This window comes from Caballeronia sp. J97 (genome assembly GCF_905220305.1).
Lineage (GTDB): Bacteria > Pseudomonadota > Gammaproteobacteria > Burkholderiales > Burkholderiaceae > Caballeronia.
On sequence record NZ_CAJMZL010000013.1, the window covers coordinates 127,944 to 150,233 of the forward strand.

The window sequence follows — 22,290 nt, forward strand, 5'->3', positions numbered from 1 at the left end:
AAAATGCTTGCTGCACGATACTTTCGTCCGCTAAACTGCATTTCCCGACCCGCTGGTCGGCGATTCAGTCAAACGCGAATCACGGATTAGTCGCAAGCAATTCTTTAAGCAGAAACACGATTTACGGGGCGCAAATCGATGAAGTTGGCTTTACGCGGTAAGGCGGTCGCAATGGCCGTCGCGGCATTATCGGCGGTATTCAGCAATCAGGCTTCGGCAGACGTGAAAATCGGCGTGACGCTTTCGGCGACGGGCCCGGCGGCGTCGCTCGGCATTCCGGAAAAGAACACGGTCGCGTTGTTGCCCAAGGAAGTCGCGGGGCAGAAGGTGGAATACATCGTCCTCGACGACGCCACCGATTCCACTCAGGCCGTGAAGAACGCGCGCAAGCTGACGAGCGAAGATCACGTCGATGCGCTCGTCGGCTCCACCGTCGTACCCAATTCGCTCGCGATGATCGACATCGCCGCGGAAACGCATACGCCGATGATCTCGATGGCCGCCGCCGCGAGCATCGTCGAGCCAATGGACGGCAAGCGCGCGTGGGTCTTCAAGACGCCGCAAAACGACATCCTGATGGCTACGGCGATCGCGCAGCACATGTCGAATCACGGTGTGAAGACGGTCGCGTTCATCGGCTTCTCCGATGCTTACGGCGAGAGCTGGTTCAAGGAATTTTCGAAGGCGGCCGATCTCGCGAAGCTGAAGGTCGTCGCCAACGAGCGCTTCGCGCGCAACGACGCGTCGGTGACGGGCCAGGTGCTCAAGATGATGTCGCAGAACGCTGACGCGGTGCTGATCGCGGGCGCGGGCACGCCGGCGGCGCTGCCGCAGAAGACGCTCAAGGAGCGGGGTTACAAGGGCAAGATCTATCAGACGCACGGCGTCGCCAACAACGACTTCCTGCGCGTGTGCGGCAAGGATTGCGACGGCACGTTCCTGCCCGCGGGTCCGCTGCTCGTCGCGGAGCAGTTGCCCGACAGCAATCCGGTGAAGCAGGCTGCGCTCACGTACAAGAAGGCCTACGAAGGCGCGTACGGCGCCGGCTCGGTGTCGACCTTCGGCGGTCATGCGTGGGACGCGGGGCTCATCCTGCAGCGCGCGATTCCGGTCGCGTTGAAGAAGGGGCAGCCGGGCACGCCGGCGTTTCGCGAAGCACTGCGCGCGGCCATCGAAGAGACGAAGAATCTGCCTGCGTCGCATGGCATCTTCAACATGAGCCCCAACGATCACTCCGGACTGGACCAGCGCGCGCGCGTGATGGTGGAGATCGTCGGCGGCAAGTGGAAGCTCTCGGGCAACTGACGCAATCGCTTATGAGTTGATTCGGAAAACAAAGGCGCGTTAGCAAGACAACGCGCCTTTTTTTCTGCGCCGTGCAGTAGAAATCCGTAGCGAAGAAGAGGGCGCGAAGCCCTGCTCGCGGCGGCGCAACGGTCAGGGAAAACGAGCCTTGGCACGCAGTGACGCGGTAAATAGATTGGGGCGGCTCTTTGGCTAGCCCAGGGAAGCAGCATCGATAACAACTCGCAGCAGCGCACCGCACAGGTGCGTCTCAGCAAGTCGCGTTTGGAGACAAGCAATGAAAACGAAGAAGGCATGGATCAAGACGGGCATCGCGCTCGCCATCGCGGGCAGCGTGTTTGCAGGGGCGGGCGCGGCGTTCGCGCAAGTGAAGATCGGCGTGACGCTCTCGGCGACGGGGCCGGCCGCATCGCTCGGCATTCCGGAGAAAAATACCGTCGCGCTGTTGCCGAAGGAAATCGGCGGGAAGTCGGTCGAATGGATCGTGCTCGATGACGGTTCCGACACGAGCCGCGCCGTGCAGAACACGCGCAAGCTGATCGACGAGGATCATGTCGATGCAATCGTCGGCTCCACGGTGACGCCGAACTCGCTCGCGATGATCGATCCGGCCGCCGCGGGCAAGACGCCGATGATCTCGATGGCCGCATCGGCCGCGATCATCTCGCCGATGGACGCCAAGAAGGCGTGGGTCTTCAAGACGCCGCAGAACGACGCGCTCATGGCCGATGCGATCGCGAGCTACATGGAGAAGCACGGCGTGAAGACCGTGGGCTTCATCGGCTTCGCGGATGCCTATGGCGACGGCTGGTACAACGTGTTCAATACGGCGGCCGCGGCGCACAAGCTGAAGATCGTCACGAACGAACGCTATAACCGCACGGACACGTCCGTGACAGGGCAGGTGCTGAAAACGATGGGCGCGAACCCGGATGCGGTGCTGATCGCGGGCGCGGGCACGCCGTCGGCGCTGCCGGCGAAGGCGTTGAAGGAGCGCGGCTACAAGGGCAAGGTCTATCAGACGCACGGCGTCGCCAACAACGACTTCCTGCGCGTGTGCGGCAAGGATTGCGAGGGCGAGATCCTTCCCGCGGGTCCGGTGCTCGTGACCGAGCAACTGCCGGAAAGCAATCCGGTGAAGAAGTCGTCGGCAGCCTACAAGGAGGCCTATGAGAAAGCGTACGGCGCGGGCTCGCTGTCGACGTTCGGCGGCCATGCGTGGGATGCCGGCCAGATGCTTCAGCGCGCGATTCCCGAAGCGCTGAAGAAGGGTCAGCCGGGCACGCCGGAATTCCGCGAAGCGCTGCGCGCCGCGCTGGAAAACCTGAAGGATCTGCCGGTGTCGCACGGGATCATGAACATGACGCCGACCGACCACAACGGCTTCGACAATCGCGCGCGCGTGATGGTGCAGATCGTCGACGGCAAGTGGAAGCTGCTGAACGACTGAGCGTCGCCCGAACGCGCGTTTTCGTTTTCTATTTTCAAGACAGACGGCGCACCGGCAACGGCGCGCCGTTTGCCCATGTTTCACAGAAGCTTCGAAGAGGAAGTATGGACTTATCGATTGCGGCGATCCTCGCGCAGGACGGGATCACCACGGGTGCGATCTACGCTTTGCTCGCACTGGCTCTGGTGCTCGTGTTCTCCGTTACACGCGTCATTTTCATTCCGCAGGGCGAGTTCGTCGCGTACGGCGCGCTTACGCTGGCTGCGCTGCAAACGCAGAAGCTGCCGGCCACCTGCTATCTGCTGATCGCGATGGGCGTAGGCTGCTTCGTCGCCGAACTCGCCGGCATCGTACGGCATCCTGCGCGATATCATCAGGTCGGACGTGCGCTCGCCGTGCTGGCGGGCAAGTATCTGCTGTTTCCCGTCGCAGTCTGGGCGATCACCCAGGCGGTCTCTGCGCAACCTCTGCCGATGATCGCGCAGATCGCGCTGACGCTGCTGATCGTCGTGCCGATGGGGCCGTACGTCTACCGCCTCGCGTATGAGCCGATCGCGGAGGCGAGCACGCTGTTGCTGCTGATCGTCGCGGTGGCCGTGCACTTCGCGATGGTCGGTCTCGGGCTCGTGATGTTCGGCGCGGAGGGGTCGCGCACGACGGCCTTCTCCGACGCCACGTTCAATCTCGGCAGCGTGTCGATCTCTGGGCAGAGCTTGTGGGTCGTCGGCACGGCTGTCGTGCTGATCGTCGCGCTCTACTTCTACTTCGATCGCTCGATCTCCGGCAAGGCGTTGCGCGCGACCTCGGTGAATCGGTTGGGCGCGCGGCTGGTGGGCATCGGCACGACGCAGGCAGGGCGTCTCGCGTTCACGCTCGCGGCCGGCCTCGGCGCGCTCTGCGGCGTGCTCGTGGCGCCCATCACGACGATCTATTACGACTCGGGCTTCCTGATCGGCCTGAAGGGTTTCGTGGGCGCCATCGTCGGCGGTCTGGTGAGCTATCCGTTGGCGGCGGCGGGGTCGCTGCTGGTTGGCTTGCTCGAATCGTATTCGTCGTTCTGGGCGAGCGCGTACAAGGAGGTGATCGTTTTCACTTTGATTATTCCGGTCCTGCTGTGGCGAAGCCTGGCGAGCCCGCATTCGGATGAGGACGAGGAGTAAGCCGATGAAATTCCTGCATCGATATCGATTTTTCTGGGTGTTTCTGGTCATCGTCTTCGCGCTGCCGATCCTGCCCGGTCCGGTCGCCGTGCCCGAGTACTGGATCACGTTGCTCAACTACATCGGGCTTTATTCGATCGTCGCGATCGGGCTGGTGCTGCTGACTGGCATCGGCGGGATGACGAGCTTCGGACAGGCCGCGTTCGTCGGCGTGGGCGCATATGCGACTGCGTTTCTGACGACGCGCTACGGTGTCTCGCCGTGGCTCGCGTTGATCGCGGGCGTCGTGCTGACGGCGTTTATCGCGCTGCTGCTCGGCCTCATCACGATGCGCCTGTCCGGGCACTTTCTGCCGCTCGGAACGATCGCGTGGGGACTCTCGCTGTTCTATCTGTTCGGAAATATGGAGTTGCTCGGCAAGTACGACGGCATCAACGGCATTCCGGTACTCAGCGTGTTCGGTTGGGAGCTCGAATCGGGACGCAGCATTTACTACCTGATCTGGGTCGTCGTGCTGCTGGCGGTGATCTCCGTTCAGAATTTGCTTAATAGTCGGCCGGGCCGGGCGATTCGCGCGCTGCGTGGCGGCGGCACGATGGCGGAAGCAATGGGCGTCAATACCGCCTGGATGCGCGTGGTCATTTTCGTCTATGCAGCCGTTCTGGCGGCCATTTCCGGCTTTTTGTACGCCCACCTGCAACGTGCGGTGAATCCGACGCCGTTCGGGTTGAATCACGGCATCGAGTTCCTGTTCATGGCGGTGGTTGGAGGTGTCTCGCACGTGTGGGGTGCGATTCTTGGCGCGACGATCCTCACCGTTCTGCAAGACTATCTGCAGACGCTGCTGCCCAAGCTGATCGGTGCGAACGGCAATTTTGAGATCATCGTATTCGGCGTCGTGATGGTGCTGCTGTTGCAATATGCCCGGCAAGGAGTTTGGCCTTTCGTCGCGCGCATTTTTCCTCGCGGGCCGCGCGCGCACGTACCGGAGCATGGCGATTCTTTGCCGCAGCGCAGCAAGCCGGAGGCGGGAGAACGATTGCTGGTCGTCGAAAAGGCGCGGAAGCAATTCGGTGGACTCGTCGCAGTCAACGATGTGAGTTTCGAGGTGAAGGCGGGCGAGATCATCGGTTTGATCGGACCGAACGGCGCAGGGAAATCCACGACCTTCAATCTCGTAACGGGCGTGCTTCAAGCGACTAGCGGTGCGATCAGTTTTCACGGTGAACGCATCGAGAAGCTGACTTCGCGTGAGATCGTCAAGCGCGGCATCGGACGGACGTTTCAGCACGTCAAGATGCTTCCCGGGATGACTGTTCTAGAGAACGTCGCGATTGGTGCGCATCTGCGTGGCAACACGGGCGTCTGGCGCAGTGTCGTGCGTTTGAATGCGGCAGAGGAAGCGCGATTGATGGCCGAGGCTGCAAAGCAGATCAAGCGGGTCGGGCTGGAGAAACATATTTACAGCGAAGCCGGCAGCCTCGCGCTAGGCCAGCAGCGGATTCTTGAGATCGCGCGGGCGCTTTGTTGCGATCCAACGCTGCTGTTGCTCGACGAACCGGCCGCAGGCTTGCGTTATCAGGAGAAGCTGCAGCTTGCCGATCTGCTGCGAAAGCTGCGCGCTGAAGGCATGAGCATCCTTCTGGTCGAGCACGACATGGACTTCGTGATGAATCTCACGGATCGACTCGTGGTGATGGAGTTTGGCACGAAGATCGCGGAAGGATTGCCGACGGATGTGCAGAAGAATCCGGCGGTGCTCGAAGCCTATCTTGGCGGGGTGGAATGATGGTGAAGGAATCGAATGTAATCGGAAATCCGATTCTGCAGGTGGATGGCTTGTCGGTTCGCTACGGCAAGGTCGAAGCGTTACACGACGGAAAGCTCACTGTCGGCGCAGGGCAGATCGTCTCGGTGATCGGGCCGAACGGCGCAGGGAAGTCCACCTTGCTCAACGCGATCATGGGCGCGTTGCCGCAAACGGGTCATGCGAAGGGCGTCGTGCGCTATCTCGGCGAGGATGTATCGGCGCTGGCGATCGAGCGTCGCGTGTCACGTGGAATGTGCCTCGTCCCGGAGAAGCGCGAATTGTTCGCGACGATGGCGGTGGAGGACAACCTCGTGCTCGGGGCTTATCGACGCAAGAAGGCAGGCGAGCGGGATTACCTCGATCAACTCGATCATGTGTTTGCGCTGTTTCCGCGCCTGAAGGAGCGACGCAAGCAGGCGGCCGGAACGTTGTCGGGTGGAGAGCGGCAGATGTTGGCCGTGGGCCGTGCGTTGATGGGAAAGCCACAGCTTCTTATGCTCGATGAGCCAAGCCTCGGGCTCGCACCACTAATCGTGAAGGAGATTTTTCACATCATCAGCGCGCTGCGTCAGACGGGCGTTGCCACACTGCTGATCGAACAGAATGCGCGCGCCGCGCTTCAGATCTCCGATTACGGTTACGTCCTGGAAACGGGCGAATTCGCACTCGAAGGCAACGCGGACGCACTTCAGCACGATCCACAGGTCATCGAAACCTATCTTGGTCTGACGAAGAAGATCGCATAACCCAACGATTGCAGGGATTTCAGATGGCGTGTTTCACGTGAAACACGCCATTTTTTTCGCCATTGGCCAATCGGTCGAATTCGGGGGCGAGAAGAAACCGTTATAATTCAAAGCTATCTCCTCTTCAGGTTCGTGTCATTCGCACACGAGATCTCCGATGCTTTATCCCACAGAATTTGATGTGATCGTCGTTGGCGGCGGTCACGCGGGCACGGAGGCGGCGCTCGCGTCGGCCCGTATGGGCTGCAAAACGCTGCTTTTGACTCATAACATCGAAACGCTGGGCCAGATGAGCTGCAATCCGTCGATCGGCGGAATCGGCAAGGGCCATCTCGTCAAAGAAGTCGATGCTCTCGGCGGGGCAATGGCCGCAGCTACAGATGAGTCGGGAATTCAATTCCGTATTCTAAACTCGTCGAAGGGACCGGCCGTGCGTGCAACCCGTGCGCAGGCGGACCGTCTTCTGTACAAGCAGGCGATCCGTCATCGGCTCGAGAATCAGTCGAATTTGTGGCTGTTCCAGCAAGCCGTGGACGATTTGATGGTCGAAGGCGATCGCGTCGTCGGCGCTGTTACACAAGTTGGGCTCCGCTTTCGCTCTCGCGCTGTCGTGCTGACCGCTGGCACCTTCCTCGATGGCAAGATTCACGTCGGGCTTAATAACTACGTTGGGGGTCGCGCGGGCGATCCGGCAGCGGTGTCGCTTTCGGCACGCCTGAAGGAGTTGAAGCTGCCTCAAGGCCGCCTCAAAACCGGTACGCCGCCGCGTATCGACGGCCGCACCATCGATTTTTCGAAGCTCGAAGAACAGCCGGGCGATCTCGATCCGATTCCGGTTTTCTCGTTTCTCGGCCACGTTGAGCAGCATCCGCGTCAGATGCCATGCTGGGTCACGCATACGAACGCGCAGACGCATGACATCATCCGCTCCGGGCTCGATCGCTCGCCGATGTACACGGGCGTGATCGAGGGGGTGGGACCTCGGTATTGCCCGTCGATCGAAGACAAGATTCATCGGTTTGCCTCCAAGGACGCACATCAAATCTTCCTGGAGCCGGAAGGCCTGACCACGAACGAGTTTTATCCGAACGGCATTTCCACTAGCCTTCCGTTCGACGTCCAGCTTGATCTCGTCCGCTCGATGCGCGGTCTGGAGCACGCGCATATTCTTCGGCCGGGCTACGCGATCGAATACGACTACTTCGATCCGCGCGCGTTGAAGGCATCGCTCGAGACCAAGGCGATCGACGGTTTGTTCTTCGCAGGGCAGATCAACGGGACGACCGGCTATGAAGAAGCGGCCGCGCAGGGCTTGCTGGCGGGAATCAATGCCGGTCTGCAAGTGCAAGGGAAAGACGCGTGGTCGCCCCGTCGCGACCAGGCGTATCTTGGCGTCCTTGTCGATGATCTCGTGACGCGTGGCGTCTCGGAACCGTACCGGATGTTCACGAGTCGCGCGGAGTATCGCCTGTCGCTACGGGAAGACAACGCTGACATGCGTTTGACGGAAGTGGGCCGCGAACTGGGCGTCGTCGATGACATTCGCTGGGACGTTTTCAGCCGCAAGCGCGATGCTGTTTCACGTGAAACACAGCGCCTTCGCTCGACGTGGGTCAACCCGAAGATCTTGCCGGCGGAAGAGGCGACCGCTTTGCTTGGCAAGCCGATCGACCATGAATACAGTCTCGCAGATCTTTTACGTCGTCCGGGCGTCTTGTACGACGGAATCTGCGCACTTCGTGACGGCGCGTGCGGTCCTGAGTCGTCGCTCGCGGACGATCCGGTGCTGCTGGCCCAGATCAAGGAGCAAATTGAAATCGGTGTGAAGTATCAGGGCTACATCGATCGCCAGGCGGACGAAATCGTGCGGAACGGTGCGCAGGAAAATACGCGCTTGCCTGAAGGTCTCGACTATAACGAGGTTCGCGGTCTGTCCTTTGAAGCCCGGCAAAAGCTGGTTCAGCATCGGCCTGAGACGATCGGGCAGGCGTCGCGAATCTCCGGCATCACACCGGCCGCAATTTCGCTGCTGATGGTTCATCTGAAGCGCGGCGCGGGTCGTCGTGGCCGAAATTCACCGGGCGACGATACAGCCGCTGGTAATACATCGGTGGTTCAATGACGGAGCGCAATCCATCCTTGTCGACGACGCTCGAGAAGGGCGTCGCCGAACTCGGCCTTGCGCTGTCCTCGTCGCAAAGTCAAAAGCTGCTCGATTACGTCGCACTGCTCGGCAAATGGAATTCCGTCTATAACCTGACGGCGATCCGTGATCCGCAGCAGATGATGATCCAGCACATTCTCGACTCCCTTACGATTGTGCCGGCAGTTTCCGCGCGTAAGCCGGCCACGGCGCTGGATGTCGGCTCGGGAGGCGGGCTGCCCGGCATCGTGCTGGCGATCGCATTGCCGGATCTGCGTGTCACGTTGAACGATATTGTTCACAAGAAAACGGCTTTTCAGTCACAGGCTAAGGTGCAGTTAGGTCTGAATAATCTGTCGGTGGTGACGGGGCGTGTTGAAAGTTTATGTCCGGGCATCGAAGTGCCAGAAAAATTCGATGTAATCGTGTCGCGCGCATTCGCAGAGCTCTCCGATTTCGTTACACTTTCGCGTCACCTGGTTGCGGACAATGGGCGGATTCTGGCGATGAAGGGTGTGAAGCCCGACGCCGAAGCCGCACGCGTGCCGGCGGGCGCCACGGTGCTCAGCATCGAACGTCTGAATGTGCCCATGCTCGATGCAGAGCGGCATCTCGTCGAGATTGCCGTCGAGCCGACATGACGGTCCGACGGACGGTTTCTATTCGGCATTCCAGGCACGCTGATCTTCTGACAGCGAAGAAACGAGGACACTAAACGATGGCAAAAATCTTCTGCGTCGCAAATCAGAAGGGCGGCGTTGGAAAGACCACGACAGCGGTCAATCTCGCAGCGAGCCTAGCCGGGCTCGGGCAGCGTGTGTTGTTGATCGATCTGGATCCGCAGGGCAATGCGACGATGGGCAGCGGCGTCGACAAAGCGGCCTGCGAGAACACCGTCTATGAGGTACTCGTCGATGGCGTCACGCTGAGCGAGGCGCGCACCCGACCGGAGGCGGTCGGCTACGACGTGCTGCCGGCCAACCGCGAACTCGCGGGCGCCGAAGTCGAACTGGTGGAGATGGAGAATCGCGAGCGTATTCTTCGCGCCGCGATTGCCGAGGTAGTCGATGACTATGACTTCGTGCTGATCGATTGCCCCCCAGCGCTCTCGTTGCTGACGCTCAACGCGTTATGCGCAGCGCATGGCGTCGTGATTCCGATGCAGTGCGAATACTTCGCTCTGGAAGGTTTGTCCGACCTCGTGAACACGATCAAGCAAGTTCATGCGAACTTGAATCGTGACCTGAAGGTCATCGGCCTTCTGCGCGTCATGTTCGATCCCCGAATCACGCTGCAACAACAAGTGTCGGATCAATTGAAGGAACACTTCGGCAGCAAGCTGTTCGATGTCGTGATCCCGCGTAATGTGCGTCTTGCCGAGGCGCCGAGTTACGGATTGCCCGGTGTCGTGTTCGACAAGTCGTCGCGCGGCGCCCAGGCGTATATCCAGTTCGGCACGGAAATGATCGAGCGTCTGCGCACGCTCGACATCAATTAAGCAAACCCATTCGAAGCGGCCGGGAACGCCGATGGAGGAACCGAAATGAGCGCTGTGATGAAAAAAAAGGGTTTGGGCCGAGGCCTGGATGCATTGCTCGGCGGCAGCGTCGACATTACGGAAGCGGTACGCGGTGAGGGCACGCCCTCTGTGTTGCCGCTGGATAAACTGCAGGCCGGCAAATATCAGCCGCGGACGCGTATGGACGAGGGGGCGCTTCAGGAGCTCGCGGCAAGCATCCGCGCGCAAGGCCTGATGCAGCCGATTCTCGTGCGCTCCGTCGGCAACGAGCACTATGAAATCATTGCGGGCGAGCGACGTTTCCGCGCGGCGCGCCTTGCCGGTCTCGATGAAGTCCCAGTTCTCGTAAAAAACGTGCCAGATCAAGCCGCCGCGGCGATGGCGCTGATCGAAAATATCCAGCGCGAGGATCTGAACCCGCTGGAAGAGGCGCAGGGCATCCAGCGCTTGCTCGACGAATTCAGCTTCACGCACGAGCAGGCGGCCGAGTCGGTCGGACGCTCGCGCAGCGCGGTCTCGAACCTGCTACGTCTCTTGAATCTCGCGACGCCCGTTCAAACGATGCTGCTTGCGGGCGATCTCGACATGGGCCATGCGCGAGCGCTGCTCGCCGTCGATGCGGCCACCCAGATCCAGCTCGCCAACCACGTCGTCAACCGGCGATTGTCGGTGCGCGAAACCGAGCGCCTTGTCGCGGCGACGACGAAGGAAGCGCCTGCGACAAAAGCACGCGCCGCAAATGACGGCGGGCGTGATACGCGCCGGCTGGAAGAAGAGCTGTCGGACCTGCTCTCGGCGAACGTCAAGATCAAGCTGGGCGGCAGAGGGCGCGGTAAAGTCACGATCGATTTCGGCAACCTCGACTCGCTCGAGGGCATTCTGACGAAGCTGCGAGGCAGCATCGAAACGCCGGTACCGTCGGCCTGATTCGCACCCATCTTGTCTGAATTCAACGTCAAGCGCGCACGTTCCGACTTACGCTCGCGTGTCTGGAGAGCCGCCTCGAAAGAGCCGGTTCTCGCGATCCTCGTCGTCGCGCTCGTCGCGCTGCAGATCGCGCATCCTCGTCAGTGGACGTCGCTGCCGGGCCTCGTCGACTGGCAAACGGTGTTCACGCTCGCCGGACTCCTGATCCTGACAAAGGCGATCGAATTATCAGGATTCCTAATGTGGGCCGCGCATCGGCTCGTGCATCGCATTCATGGCGAGCGCACCCTCGCGCTCCTGCTCGTGGCGCTTGCCGCGGGCCTCTCGACGGTGCTGACCAACGACGTCGCGCTCTTCGCCGTCGTGCCGCTCGCCTTGTCGCTGCACAAGCTCGCGCCCTTGCCGATCAAGCGGCTCATTATCGTGATCGCGCTCTCGGTCAACGCGGGCTCGATTCTCACGCCGCTGGGCAATCCCCAGAACCTCTTTTTATGGCAGACGGGCGGCGTCGGCTTCCCTGCGTTCGTGTGGGCGATGCTGCCGCTCTGCGGCGCGCTGATGGCGCTGCTCGGCGTCGTCACGTTCGCGATGTTCCGCGCCGACCCGCTCGATCTGTCCGGCGATGTCGAAGAGCATCGCGTCGATGGCGTGCTGTGCGGCGTGAGCGTGCTCGCATTCGCCGCGTTCGTCGCGCTCGCCGACGCGCATCATCCCGGACCCGCGCTCGCCGTCCTCGCGGTTGCCTTCCTGTTGTGGCGTCGCGAGGTCGTCTTCAAGATCGACTGGCTCCTGCTGCTCATCTTCGTGTTGATGTTCATCGTGTTGCGTAGCGCGGCCGCATTGCCGTCGATCCACGCCGGCATCGCGCATATCGGTATCGAGACGCCGGTGCGCGCGTACGCGGCGGGCGCAGTGCTTTCCCAGGCGATCAGCAACGTCCCCGCTGCGATCGTGCTCGCGGAATTCTCCAAGGACTGGCGCGCGCTCACGTTCGGTGTCAGCGTCGGTGGTTTCGGCATCGCGATCGGTTCGCTGGCGAATCTCATCGCCGTGCGTCTGTCGGGTGAAAAGGGTATGTGGATGCCATTTCACATGGTGTCGATACCATTCTGGATCGTGGCAATGGTCATCGGTTGGGCGCTCATTTGACGCTCGGCGGATGCTTTGAAAGCGACTGAAAATCTCCTTGCAATTGCAAGAAAAGTCTCGCTTTTGAGACCGTTTTTTAAGGTTCGTCTGCTTGGCTTTTGACACACCTAAACTATTGAATCCGTGACAACAATCGCTTACAATCGCCCGGATTTATCAGCAAGGCCACCTCGAAAGCGCAGCGAAAGCGCAAGGTGATTTCCCCGGACTTTTGGTTGAAGGTTTGAAGACGGTGCGAGAGGAAAATCGAGCGCCGGACGCTCACGCAACCGGCGATGCAAAAGCCTCCGGAAATCAGCCGCGCAGTTCGTCGAGCGACTCGTGGGATGCCGAAGCGCAAGATAACAATATCGTTCCGCTCACGCGGGATCAGGCACAGAAGCTGTTTGGGCCCGAGGTGAGTCGTCCATCGCGTGTCACGCCGTTTAAGGTGGTGGCAGCGCAAATGGTTTTGTCCCTGGGTGCGACGCTGTTGTGGTGGCTGTTCTACAAGCCGCCGGGCGATGCTGCGCTGTCCGCATTTCTGGGGGGAGCAATCTGCTGGGTGCCGAGCGCTTTGTTCGCCGCGCGCCTGAAGTCGAAGAGCGGCGCGGAGACGATCATGAGCTGGATGATCGGCGAGGCGCTCAAGATGGGAGCGACGATCGCCATGTTCGTGGCGATCGCGTACTGGTACAAGAGCGCGTTGTGGTTGCCGCTGCTCGTCACGTACATCGTCGCGCTCAAGACTTACTGGATTGCAATGGCGCTACGGTGACGATTCTTGACGTCCCAGGTAAGTGCCTGCAGCACGAGTTGTAAGTAGCATCACATATGAACAGGTGCGGACCACGCTCCGCACTCGGGCCTCTCGACCCGAAGCCGCAACGCGAAGCGGCGGCTCGGAAGCGACAGGCGGCGAAAGATTTTTGACAATTTGGGTGGCTTTAACGATATGGCAGCTAGCGAAGGAACGCACGCTCTGGATCCGTCCGAGTACATTGCGCACCACTTGCAGAATCTTTCCACGCACGCACAGACGTCGATCTTCGATATTCACGTCTGGAATCTCGACACGCTGTTCTGGTCGATCTTGTGCGGTGTTGTGACCATCATCATTCTCGGTCTTGCTGCACGCAAGGCGACGTCCGGTGTTCCCGGCCGTTTCCAGTGCGCCATCGAGATGCTGGTCGAAATGGTCGAAGATCAGTCGAAGTCGATGATCCACGGCAGCCGCCGCTTCATCGCACCGCTCGCGCTGACCGTGTTCGTCTGGGTCGCCCTGATGAACTCGCTCGACTTCATCCCCGTGGATCTTCCCGGCCGCATCATTGGCTGGCTCGGTCTGTCGGAAGTGCTGCCCCATCATCGCATCGTGCCGACGGCCGACCTCAACGGCACCATCGGCATCGCGCTCGGCGTGTTCGTGCTGATGATCTATTACAACTTCAAGATCAAGGGCGCTGGCGGCTTCGTGCATGAACTGCTGTCCGCTCCGTTCGGCGCGCATCCGCTGCTGTGGATTCCGAACCTCGCGCTGAACATCATCGAGTTCGTCGCCAAGACGGTTTCGCTCGGCATGCGGCTTTTCGGCAACATGTACGCCGGCGAACTGCTGTTCCTCCTGATCGCCCTTCTGGGCAGCATGTGGACGTTCGGTGCGGACGCTTCTGTGCTCGGCTTCCTCGGCCATGTGGTCGCGGGCACGGTTTGGGCGATCTTCCACATTCTGATCGTGCTGTTGCAGGCGTTCATTTTCATGATGCTGACGCTGGTATATATCGGCCAGGCGCATGACTCTCACTGACGCGTTGCGGCACGTTCCGGAATCGTTCAGGTTTTAGCTTTTCGTTTTTTATAAATCCAGTTCCAAAGTCTTTAATCAAAGGAGTGATCATGCAAGCTTTCATCGCCAACATCCAGGGTCTGACCGCCATCGGTATCGGCATCATCATCGGCCTGGGTGCAATCGGCGCCTGTATCGGTATCGGTCTGATGGGCGGCAAGTACATCGAAGCATGCGCCCGCCAGCCGGAACTGATGAACCCGCTGCAGACCAAGATGTTCCTGCTGGCTGGTCTGATCGACGCGGCGTTCCTGATCGGCGTTGGTGTGGCAATGCTGTTTGCGTTCGCGAACCCGCTGCTCTCGAAGCTCGCAGGCTGAGGTTCCTCGGAAGTATGCGTCTGACTTTTTAAAGACGCTGAACGGAACGGGTGAGGCGCTGATCGAGCTCAACAAGCCGATGAGCGCCTTTTAACCGTTTCACCTCCGATCAAGCAACGTTTAAGGAAACACCGTGAATCTCAACGCAACCCTGTTTGCGCAAATGGTCGTGTTTCTGATCCTCGCGTGGTTCACGATGAAGTTCGTGTGGCCGCCGTTGATCAACGCCCTCGACGAGCGCTCGAAGAAGATTGCCGACGGCCTCGCCGCCGCCGACAAGGGCAAAGCGGAACTCGAAGCTGCTCACAAGCGCGTCGACCAGGAACTCGCGCAAGCGCGCAACGACGGCCAGCAACGCATCGCTGACGCTGAAAAGCGCGCCGCCGCTGTCGCGGAAGAAATCAAGGCCAACGCTCAAGCCGAAGCCGCGCGCATCGTCGCGCAAGCCAAGGCGGACGCCGACCAGCAAATCGTGAAGGCTCGCGAAGCGCTGCGTGGCGAAGTCGCGGCGCTGGCTGTGAAAGGCGCTGAGCAGATTCTGAAGCGCGAAGTCGATCAGAAGGCACATGCCGATCTGCTGAATCAACTCAAAACCGAGCTCTGATCATGGCCGAACTTGCAACCATCGCTCGTCCCTACGCAGAAGCGCTGTTCCGCGTGGCCGAAAGCGGCGATCTCGCGGGCTGGTCAACCTTCGTCGGAGAGCTGGCTCAGGTTGCGCGTCTGCCCGAAGTGGAATCGGTCGCCTCGAGCCCGAAGGTGAGCCGTCAGCAAGTGGTCGATCTCCTGCTCGCCGCGGTGAAGTCGCCGCTGGCGCAAGGCAATGCTCAGGCGAAGAACTTCGTCGGCATGCTGATCGAGAATCATCGCCTGCCGCTGCTGCCGGAAATCGCCGTCCAGTTCGACGAACTGAAGAACGCCCGTGAAGGTGCTGCCGATGCTCACATCGTGAGCGCGTTCCCCCTCGAAGGCGAACAGTTGAACGACCTGGTCGCCAGCCTCGAACGCAAGTTCCAGCGCAAGCTGAAACCGATCGTCTCAGTCGATCAGTCGCTGATCGGCGGCATTCGCGTGACGGTTGGCGACGAAGTGCTCGATACCTCGGTCCGCGCGCGCCTCGCCAGCATGCAGACGGCTCTGACCGCCTGACGCTTCCAGGAAGCGCCTAGCTGGCACGCAACAGAATTGACTATCAGGAGCGAATAATGCAACTCAATCCCTCTGAGATCAGCGAGCTGATCAAGAGCCGGATCCAGGGCCTTGAAGCGAGCGCGGACGTTCGCAACCAAGGCACCGTGATCTCCGTGACCGACGGTATCGTGCGTATCCACGGCCTGTCGGACGTGATGCAGGGCGAAATGCTCGAATTCCCGGGCAACACCTTCGGCCTCGCGCTGAACCTCGAGCGTGACTCGGTCGGCGCCGTTATTCTCGGTGAGTACGAGCACATCTCGGAAGGCGACATCGTCAAGACGACGGGCCGCATTCTCGAAGTGCCGGTCGGCCCGGAACTCATCGGCCGTGTGGTCGATGCGCTGGGCAACCCGATCGACGGCAAGGGCCCGATCAACGCGAAAGCAACCGACGCAATCGAAAAGATCGCACCGGGCGTGATCTGGCGTAAGTCGGTGTCGCAGCCGGTGCAGACGGGTCTGAAGTCGATCGACTCGATGGTGCCGATCGGCCGCGGCCAGCGCGAGCTGATCATCGGCGACCGTCAGTGCGGCAAGACCGCGGTGGCCGTCGACGCGATCATCAACCAGAAGGGCAAGGACCTCATCTGTATCTACGTCGCGATCGGCCAGAAGGCTTCGTCGATCATGAACGTGGTGCGCAAGCTCGAAGAAACCGGCGCGATGGCGTACACCATCGTCGTGGCCGCTTCGGCTTCGGAATCGGCCGCGATGCAATACCTCGCGCCGTACGCCGGCTGCACGATGGGCGAATACTTCCGCGATCGCGGCCAGGACGCGCTGATCGTCTATGACGACTTGACGAAGCAGGCTTGGGCTTATCGCCAGATTTCGCTGCTGCTGCGCCGCCCGCCGGGCCGTGAAGCGTATCCGGGTGACGTGTTCTATCTGCACTCGCGTCTGCTCGAGCGTGCTGCGCGCGTCTCGGAAGAGTACGTCGAGAAGTTCACCAACGGCGAAGTGAAAGGCAAGAGCGGCTCGCTGACGGCACTGCCGGTCATCGAAACGCAAGCCGGCGACGTGACCGCGTTCGTTCCGACGAACGTGATCTCGATTACCGACGGTCAGATCTTCCTCGAAACCGACCTGTTCAACGCGGGTATCCGTCCGGCAATCAACGCCGGCGTGTCCGTGTCGCGCGTCGGTGGTGCGGCTCAGACCAAGGTCGTGAAAAAGCTCTCGGGCGGTATCCGTACCGACCTCGCGCAGTATCGTGAGCTTGCAGCGTTCGCGCAGTTCGCATCCGACCTCGACGAAGCCACCCGCAAGCAGCTGGAGCGCGGCCGCCGCGTGACGGAACTGCTGAAGCAGCCGCAGTATCAGCCGCTGCAGGTGTGGGAACTGTCGGTGGCGCTCTTCGCGGCCAACAACGGCTACCTCGACGATCTGGAAGTTTCGCAAGTGCTGCCGTTCGAAAAGGGCCTGCGCGAATACCTGAAGACGAAGCACGCCGACCTGGTGAAGCGCATCGAAGACAACAAAGACTTGTCGAAGGACGACGAAGGCGCACTGCATGCCGCGCTGAAGGACTTCAAGAAGTCGGGCGCTTATTGATCGGGAATAAGAGGCAACGCGCGGCACTCGAACGCCGCGCGGCTTCGATCAAGGAGTAAGCAATGGCTGGAATGAAGGAAATTCGCGGCAAGATCAAGAGCGTGCAGAACACGCGCAAGATCACGAAAGCGATGGAAATGGTCGCCGCATCGAAGATGCGCCGCGCCCAGGAACGCATGCGTTCCGCCCGTCCGTATGCCGACAAGGTCCGCGCGATCGCATCGCACATGAGCAAGGCGAACCCGGAGTATCGCCATCCGTTCATGGTCGAGAACGAGGGCGTGAAGACGGCCGGCCTGATCCTGGTCACGACCGACAAGGGTCTGTGCGGCGGCATGAACACGAACATCCTGCGTGCGTCGCTGAACAAGATCAAGGAACTCGATCAGAGCGGTAACAAGGTCGAGGCATCGGCGATCGGCGGCAAGGGGCTTGGCTTCCTGAATCGCCTGAAGGTCAATGTCGTGTCGAATGTCACGCAACTGGGCGACACGCCGCATCTGGAAAAGCTGATCGGCGCGATCAAGGTGCAGCTCGACTTGTACTCGGAAGGCAAGATCAACGCGGTGTACCTGGCGTACACGCGCTTCATCAACACGATGAAGCAGGAAGCGGTGATCGAGCAGCTGCTGCCGTTGTCGGCGGAAGACCTGCACGCGAAGGACGAAAACGGCGAGACGCCGACGACCTCGTGGGATTACATCTACGAGCCGGACGCGCAAACCGTGGTGGACGAACTTCTGGTCCGCTACGTCGAAGCGCTCGTCTATCAGGCGGTCGCGGAAAACATGGCGTCGGAGCAATCGGCGCGCATGGTCGCAATGAAGGCCGCGTCGGACAACGCGAAGACCGTGATCAACGAACTGCAGCTCGTCTACAACAAGAGCCGCCAGGCCGCGATTACGAAAGAGTTGTCGGAAATCGTCGGCGGCGCCGCAGCGGTCTGACGGCCGCGTGAAAGAACACAGTATCTAAAGGAAATGCGATGAGTACTACTGCTTTGGTAGAAGGCAAGATCGTACAGTGCATCGGCGCCGTTATCGACGTGGAATTTCCGCGTGCGCAAATGCCGAAGATTTACGACGCGCTCATTCTGGAAGGCACCGAACTGACGCTCGAAGTCCAGCAGCAGCTGGGCGACGGCGTGGTCCGCACCATCTGTCTGGGTGCATCCGACGGCCTGCGCCGTGGCACGATCGTCAAGAACACGGGCAAGCCCATCAGCGTGCCGGTCGGCAAGCCGACGCTCGGCCGCATCATGGACGTGCTCGGCCGTCCGATCGACGAAGCGGGTCCGATCGAATCGGCCAACATGCGCTCGATCCACCAGCACGCGCCGTCGTTCGAAGACCTGTCGCCGTCGACGGAGCTGCTCGAAACCGGCATCAAGGTCATCGACCTGATCTGCCCGTTTGCGAAGGGCGGCAAGGTCGGTCTGTTCGGCGGTGCAGGCGTGGGCAAGACCGTGAACATGATGGAACTCATCAACAACATCGCGAAGGAGCACGGCGGTTACTCCGTGTTCGCCGGTGTGGGTGAGCGTACCCGTGAAGGGAACGACTTCTATCACGAAATGAAGGACTCGAACGTTCTGGACAAGGTCGCGCTGGTGTACGGCCAGATGAACGAGCCGCCGGGCAACCGTCTGCGCGTCGCGCTGACCGGTCTGACGATGGCCGAGCACTTCCGTGACGAAGGCCTCGACGTGCTGTTCTTCGTCGACAACATCTACCGTTTCACGCTGGCGGGTACGGAAGTGTCCGCACTGCTCGGCCGTATGCCTTCGGCAGTGGGTTATCAGCCGACGCTGGCTGAAGAAATGGGCAAGCTGCAAGAGCGTATTACGTCGACCAAGACCGGCTCGATTACGTCGGTTCAGGCCGTGTACGTCCCTGCGGATGACTTGACCGACCCGTCGCCGGCTACGACCTTCGGCCACTTGGACGCAACCGTCGTGTTGTCGCGCGATATCGCGTCGCTGGGTATCTATCCGGCCGTCGACCCGCTCGATTCGACCTCGCGTCAGATCGACCCGCACGTGATCGGCGAAGAGCACTACACCATCACGCGCGGTGTGCAGCAGACGCTGCAGCGCTACAAGGAACTGCGCGACATCATCGCGATTCTGGGCATGGACGAACTGTCGCCGGAAGACAAGCTGTCGGTCTCGCGTGCGCGCAAGATCCAGCGTTTCCTGTCGCAGCCGTTCCACGTCGCTGAAGTGTTCACGGGCTCGCCGGGCAAGTACGTGCCGCTGAAGGAAACTATCCGCGGCTTCAAGATGATCGTCGAAGGTGAGTGCGATCATCTGCCCGAGCAGGCGTTCTACATGGTCGGCACGATCGACGAAGCCTTCGAAAAGGCCAAGAAGATCCAGTAAGAGTCGCGTGTTTTTCAGGCGGACGCCTGCGCACGGCGCGGGTGTCCTCTAATGGCACAGACTCAGGAGTCGACATAAATGGCAACCATCAAGGTAGACGTCGTCAGCGCGGAAGAGCAGATCTTCTCGGGCCAGGCGAAGTTCGTCGCGCTGCCGGGCGAAGCGGGTGAGCTGGGCATTCTGCCGGGCCACACGCCGCTCATCACGCGCATTCGTCCGGGCGCGGTGCGCATCGAGGCGGAAGACGGCTCGGAAGAGTTCGTGTTCGTTGCAGGCGGGATTCTCGAAATCCAGCCGGGCATCGTAACCGTGCTCGCCGATACCGCCATCCGCGGCGCCGATCTCGACGAAGCGAAGGCGGAGCAGGCGAAGAAGCGTGCCGAGGAAGCGATTCAGAACAACACCTCGGAACTCGAGTACGCGACCGCGCAAGCGGAACTCGCATACGCGACGGCTCAACTCGCGGCGATCCAGCGTCTGCGTAAGGCGCATGCGAAGCACTGAGCGCATGACGTCGCAAGCGGCGTTCAGCGGTTCCAAGAAAAGCAGCCTTCGGGCTGCTTTTTTTATGCTCCAAATCGGCAAATCGCGCGGGCAAATCTGCATAACGGATATGCGGGTTGCCGGGAAATTTCCGTAAGTCATTGATTGAACGTCGATTTAATCGCCTGCCACCGTGGAGCATTGCGGGAAACACTCAATGCCGGTACGCGTCTTCGCGATGCACAATGGCCTCCAATTAGCCTTCATCGGGCGGCGATTTCACATTGGCGGAGACCATCGATGGCAACTGAACCGACGCAGGCCGGCGCGCAGATCACACCGCGCGACGGCGTTTCCTATGTCCGCGGCGCGACCGACATCCCGTTGAGCGACGCGACTGTTTCGCGTTTCCTTTTGCACACGGTGAATCAGTTTGCGGATCGGCCGGCCGTCGTGTTTCGCGAGCAAGACATCCGCTGGACGTGGCGCGAGTTCGCGCACGAAGTCGACGTGCTCGCGAGCGGACTGCTCGCGCTCGGCCTACGGGCGGGTGATCGCGTCGGCATCTGGTCGCCGAACCGCGCCGAATGGCTGCTCACGCAGTTCGCAACCGCGCGCATGGGCGCCGTGCTCGTGAACATCAATCCGGCGTACCGGCTCGCGGAACTCGAATACGCGCTGAACAAGGTCGGTTGCAAGGCCATCATCGCGGCCGAGCAGTTCAAGTCATCCAAATATCTGGAGATGCTGCAGGCACTCGCGCCCGAACTCGCGGACGCCGCGCCGAATGCGCTCGCCGCCGCGAAGCTTCCGGAATTGCGCGCCGTGATCCGCATGGGCGACGCAAAGACGCCCGGCATGCTGAATTTCGACGATGTGATGCGCAGCGGCCGCGAACAACTCGACGCGACCCGACTCGACGCACTCGAAGCGAAACTGAGTCCTGACGACCCGATCAACATCCAGTTCACGAGCGGCACGACCGGCAATCCGAAGGGCGCGACGCTCACACATCGGAACATCGTCAACAACGCGCGCTATATCGCGATGGCGATGCGCCTCTCCGAGCAAGATTCGCTGTGCATTCCGGTGCCGCTCTATCACTGCTTCGGCATGGTGCTCGCCGTGCTCGCGTGCGTGTCGACCGGATGCGCGATGGTGTTTCCGGGCGAAGCGTTCGATCCCGGCGCGACGCTCGCCGCCGTCCACGAGGAAGCGTGCACCGCGCTACACGGGGTGCCGACGATGTTCATCGCCGAACTCGATCACCCCGACTTCGCGAAGTACGATCTGAGCCGCCTGCGCACCGGCATCATGGCGGGTTCGCCGTGCCCGATCGAGACGATGAAGCGCGTCGTGTCGAAGATGCATCTGAGTGAGATCACGATCGCATACGGCATGACGGAGACAAGCCCCGTGTCCTTTCAAAGCTCGACGACCGATCCGCTCGACAAGCGCACGACGACCGTCGGGCGCATTCAGCCGCATCTGGAAGTGAAGATCGTCGACCCCTCGGGGAACATCGTGCCGGTCGGCGAGACGGGCGAACTCTGCACGCGCGGCTACTCGGTGATGAAAGGCTACTGGGGCGACGACGCCAAGACGCGCGAAGCGATCGTCGATGGCTGGATGCACACCGGCGACCTCGCGACGCTCGACTCGGAAGGCTATTGCAACATCGTCGGGCGCCTGAAGGACATGCTGATTAGGGGCGGCGAAAACATCTATCCGCGGGAGATCGAGGAATTCCTGTTTCGGCATCCAAAGGTGCAGTCGGTGCAGGTGTTCGGCGTGCCGGATCAGAAATACGGCGAGGAAGTGTGCGCGTGGATCGTCGTGCGCCCGGGCGAGCAGGCGAGCGAAGAGGAGATCCGCGAGTTTTGCCAGGGGCAGATCGCGCACTACAAGATTCCGCGCTATATCCGCTTCGTCGACGAATTGCCGATGACCGTCACCGGCAAGGCGCAGAAGTTCGTGATGCGGGCGCGCATGATCGACGAACTGAAGCTCGCCGAGGCGAAGACGGCCTGACTGCCCGCGCGGTCGAAGCCATGAAATGACAAAGGGAGCGCTGCGGCGCTCCCTTCTGTCGTGGGACGAAACGTTCGGGTCCTGACTTCCCATATAACGCAAACGTTTGTCCAGGCGAAAAAAAAGCGGGCCTGGAGCCCGCTAAAAACCACACGCTACGGGGTTAGCGCGAGGAGACCAAACGTGGGATGTTACGAATGCCTTACATTCGGATAACGACCCCAACACCGATGCCCCAAATATGAGAACTTCGGCCACAGCCTGTCACTGAACCACGCGGCTTTCGCACGACGCG

Annotated in this window: 20 protein-coding genes; all 20 read left to right on the forward strand. The window is 60.8% G+C overall.

The features are described 5' to 3' along the window. The first annotated feature begins 138 nt into the window (after positions 1-138). Complete coding sequence (locus U4Y90_RS18450; protein ID WP_321796627.1) at positions 139-1,305, forward strand: ABC transporter substrate-binding protein; 1,167 nt, start codon at positions 139-141, stop codon at positions 1,303-1,305. Between the two features lie 277 nt (positions 1,306-1,582). Further along, positions 1,583-2,755, forward strand: a complete 1,173-nt coding sequence (locus U4Y90_RS18455; RefSeq protein ID WP_321796629.1) for an ABC transporter substrate-binding protein — start codon at positions 1,583-1,585, stop codon at positions 2,753-2,755. A gap of 104 nt (positions 2,756-2,859) precedes the next feature. Next, positions 2,860-3,915, forward strand: coding sequence for a branched-chain amino acid ABC transporter permease (locus tag U4Y90_RS18460; protein ID WP_321796630.1), 1,056 nt, complete (start codon positions 2,860-2,862; stop codon positions 3,913-3,915). Positions 3,916-3,919: 4 nt separating this feature from the next. Next, positions 3,920-5,704: a branched-chain amino acid ABC transporter ATP-binding protein/permease gene (locus U4Y90_RS18465; protein ID WP_321796632.1), complete on the forward strand. Its 1,785-nt coding sequence runs from the start codon at positions 3,920-3,922 to the stop codon at positions 5,702-5,704. Then, on the forward strand, positions 5,704-6,471 hold the full coding sequence (locus U4Y90_RS18470) for an ABC transporter ATP-binding protein (protein ID WP_321796711.1): 768 nt from the start codon (positions 5,704-5,706) through the stop codon (positions 6,469-6,471). The genes U4Y90_RS18465 and U4Y90_RS18470 overlap by 1 nt, the downstream gene beginning before the upstream one ends. Before the next feature lie 157 nt (positions 6,472-6,628). After that, positions 6,629-8,593, forward strand: a complete 1,965-nt coding sequence (gene mnmG / locus U4Y90_RS18475) for a tRNA uridine-5-carboxymethylaminomethyl(34) synthesis enzyme MnmG (RefSeq protein ID WP_321796633.1) — start codon at positions 6,629-6,631, stop codon at positions 8,591-8,593. Further along, positions 8,590-9,255 carry a 16S rRNA (guanine(527)-N(7))-methyltransferase RsmG gene (gene rsmG / locus U4Y90_RS18480; RefSeq protein WP_321796634.1) on the forward strand — a complete coding sequence of 222 codons (666 nt, stop codon included), beginning with the start codon at positions 8,590-8,592 and terminating at the stop codon, positions 9,253-9,255. Before mnmG ends, rsmG begins: the two co-directional genes overlap by 4 nt. Positions 9,256-9,332: 77 nt before the next feature. Further along, a complete protein-coding gene (locus tag U4Y90_RS18485) occupies positions 9,333-10,112 on the forward strand; it encodes an AAA family ATPase (RefSeq protein ID WP_321796635.1) in 780 nt (259 codons plus the stop codon). Between the two features lie 45 nt (positions 10,113-10,157). Further along, complete coding sequence (locus tag U4Y90_RS18490; protein ID WP_321796636.1) at positions 10,158-11,060, forward strand: ParB/RepB/Spo0J family partition protein; 903 nt, start codon at positions 10,158-10,160, stop codon at positions 11,058-11,060. A 12-nt stretch (positions 11,061-11,072) separates the two neighbouring features. Then, positions 11,073-12,209 carry an SLC13 family permease gene (locus U4Y90_RS18495; protein ID WP_321796637.1) on the forward strand — a complete coding sequence of 379 codons (1,137 nt, stop codon included), beginning with the start codon at positions 11,073-11,075 and terminating at the stop codon, positions 12,207-12,209. A gap of 211 nt (positions 12,210-12,420) precedes the next feature. Next, positions 12,421-12,966, forward strand: a complete 546-nt coding sequence (locus U4Y90_RS18500) for an ATP synthase subunit I (protein WP_415749380.1) — start codon at positions 12,421-12,423, stop codon at positions 12,964-12,966. Between the two features lie 177 nt (positions 12,967-13,143). Continuing rightward, a complete protein-coding gene (gene atpB / locus U4Y90_RS18505; protein WP_321796639.1) occupies positions 13,144-13,995 on the forward strand; it encodes a F0F1 ATP synthase subunit A in 852 nt (283 codons plus the stop codon). A gap of 89 nt (positions 13,996-14,084) precedes the next feature. Beyond that, positions 14,085-14,354: a F0F1 ATP synthase subunit C gene (gene atpE / locus U4Y90_RS18510; protein ID WP_007180033.1), complete on the forward strand. Its 270-nt coding sequence runs from the start codon at positions 14,085-14,087 to the stop codon at positions 14,352-14,354. Positions 14,355-14,487: 133 nt separating this feature from the next. Beyond that, positions 14,488-14,958: a F0F1 ATP synthase subunit B gene (locus U4Y90_RS18515; protein WP_008352476.1), complete on the forward strand. Its 471-nt coding sequence runs from the start codon at positions 14,488-14,490 to the stop codon at positions 14,956-14,958. Between the two features lie 2 nt (positions 14,959-14,960). Continuing rightward, positions 14,961-15,503 carry a F0F1 ATP synthase subunit delta gene (locus U4Y90_RS18520; RefSeq protein ID WP_321796641.1) on the forward strand — a complete coding sequence of 181 codons (543 nt, stop codon included), beginning with the start codon at positions 14,961-14,963 and terminating at the stop codon, positions 15,501-15,503. A 56-nt stretch (positions 15,504-15,559) separates the two neighbouring features. Then, positions 15,560-17,101: a F0F1 ATP synthase subunit alpha gene (atpA, locus tag U4Y90_RS18525; protein ID WP_321796643.1), complete on the forward strand. Its 1,542-nt coding sequence runs from the start codon at positions 15,560-15,562 to the stop codon at positions 17,099-17,101. Between the two features lie 62 nt (positions 17,102-17,163). Then, positions 17,164-18,048, forward strand: a complete 885-nt coding sequence (gene atpG / locus U4Y90_RS18530) for a F0F1 ATP synthase subunit gamma (RefSeq protein WP_321796645.1) — start codon at positions 17,164-17,166, stop codon at positions 18,046-18,048. 38 nt (positions 18,049-18,086) lie between these two features. Continuing rightward, on the forward strand, positions 18,087-19,481 hold the full coding sequence (gene atpD, locus U4Y90_RS18535) for a F0F1 ATP synthase subunit beta (RefSeq protein WP_321796646.1): 1,395 nt from the start codon (positions 18,087-18,089) through the stop codon (positions 19,479-19,481). A 78-nt stretch (positions 19,482-19,559) separates the two neighbouring features. Beyond that, positions 19,560-19,985, forward strand: a complete 426-nt coding sequence (locus tag U4Y90_RS18540; protein WP_029672474.1) for a F0F1 ATP synthase subunit epsilon — start codon at positions 19,560-19,562, stop codon at positions 19,983-19,985. A 279-nt stretch (positions 19,986-20,264) separates the two neighbouring features. Then, entirely contained in the window at positions 20,265-21,995 is a 1,731-nt protein-coding gene (locus U4Y90_RS18545) for an AMP-binding protein (protein WP_321796651.1), read from the forward strand. Positions 21,996-22,290 lie beyond the last annotated feature (295 nt).

Coding starts and splice junctions, on each gene's coding strand:
- U4Y90_RS18450 (WP_321796627.1), top strand. CDS start 139: ATGAAGTTGGCTTTACGCGGTAAGGCGGTCGCAATGGCCGTCGCGGCA.
- U4Y90_RS18455 (WP_321796629.1), top strand. CDS start 1,583: ATGAAAACGAAGAAGGCATGGATCAAGACGGGCATCGCGCTCGCCATC.
- U4Y90_RS18460 (WP_321796630.1), top strand. CDS start 2,860: ATGGACTTATCGATTGCGGCGATCCTCGCGCAGGACGGGATCACCACG.
- U4Y90_RS18465 (WP_321796632.1), top strand. CDS start 3,920: ATGAAATTCCTGCATCGATATCGATTTTTCTGGGTGTTTCTGGTCATC.
- U4Y90_RS18470 (WP_321796711.1), top strand. CDS start 5,704: ATGGTGAAGGAATCGAATGTAATCGGAAATCCGATTCTGCAGGTGGAT.
- mnmG (WP_321796633.1), top strand. CDS start 6,629: ATGCTTTATCCCACAGAATTTGATGTGATCGTCGTTGGCGGCGGTCAC.
- rsmG (WP_321796634.1), top strand. CDS start 8,590: ATGACGGAGCGCAATCCATCCTTGTCGACGACGCTCGAGAAGGGCGTC.
- U4Y90_RS18485 (WP_321796635.1), top strand. CDS start 9,333: ATGGCAAAAATCTTCTGCGTCGCAAATCAGAAGGGCGGCGTTGGAAAG.
- U4Y90_RS18490 (WP_321796636.1), top strand. CDS start 10,158: ATGAGCGCTGTGATGAAAAAAAAGGGTTTGGGCCGAGGCCTGGATGCA.
- atpB (WP_321796639.1), top strand. CDS start 13,144: ATGGCAGCTAGCGAAGGAACGCACGCTCTGGATCCGTCCGAGTACATT.
- atpE (WP_007180033.1), top strand. CDS start 14,085: ATGCAAGCTTTCATCGCCAACATCCAGGGTCTGACCGCCATCGGTATC.
- U4Y90_RS18520 (WP_321796641.1), top strand. CDS start 14,961: ATGGCCGAACTTGCAACCATCGCTCGTCCCTACGCAGAAGCGCTGTTC.
- atpA (WP_321796643.1), top strand. CDS start 15,560: ATGCAACTCAATCCCTCTGAGATCAGCGAGCTGATCAAGAGCCGGATC.
- atpG (WP_321796645.1), top strand. CDS start 17,164: ATGGCTGGAATGAAGGAAATTCGCGGCAAGATCAAGAGCGTGCAGAAC.
- atpD (WP_321796646.1), top strand. CDS start 18,087: ATGAGTACTACTGCTTTGGTAGAAGGCAAGATCGTACAGTGCATCGGC.
- U4Y90_RS18540 (WP_029672474.1), top strand. CDS start 19,560: ATGGCAACCATCAAGGTAGACGTCGTCAGCGCGGAAGAGCAGATCTTC.
- U4Y90_RS18545 (WP_321796651.1), top strand. CDS start 20,265: ATGGCAACTGAACCGACGCAGGCCGGCGCGCAGATCACACCGCGCGAC.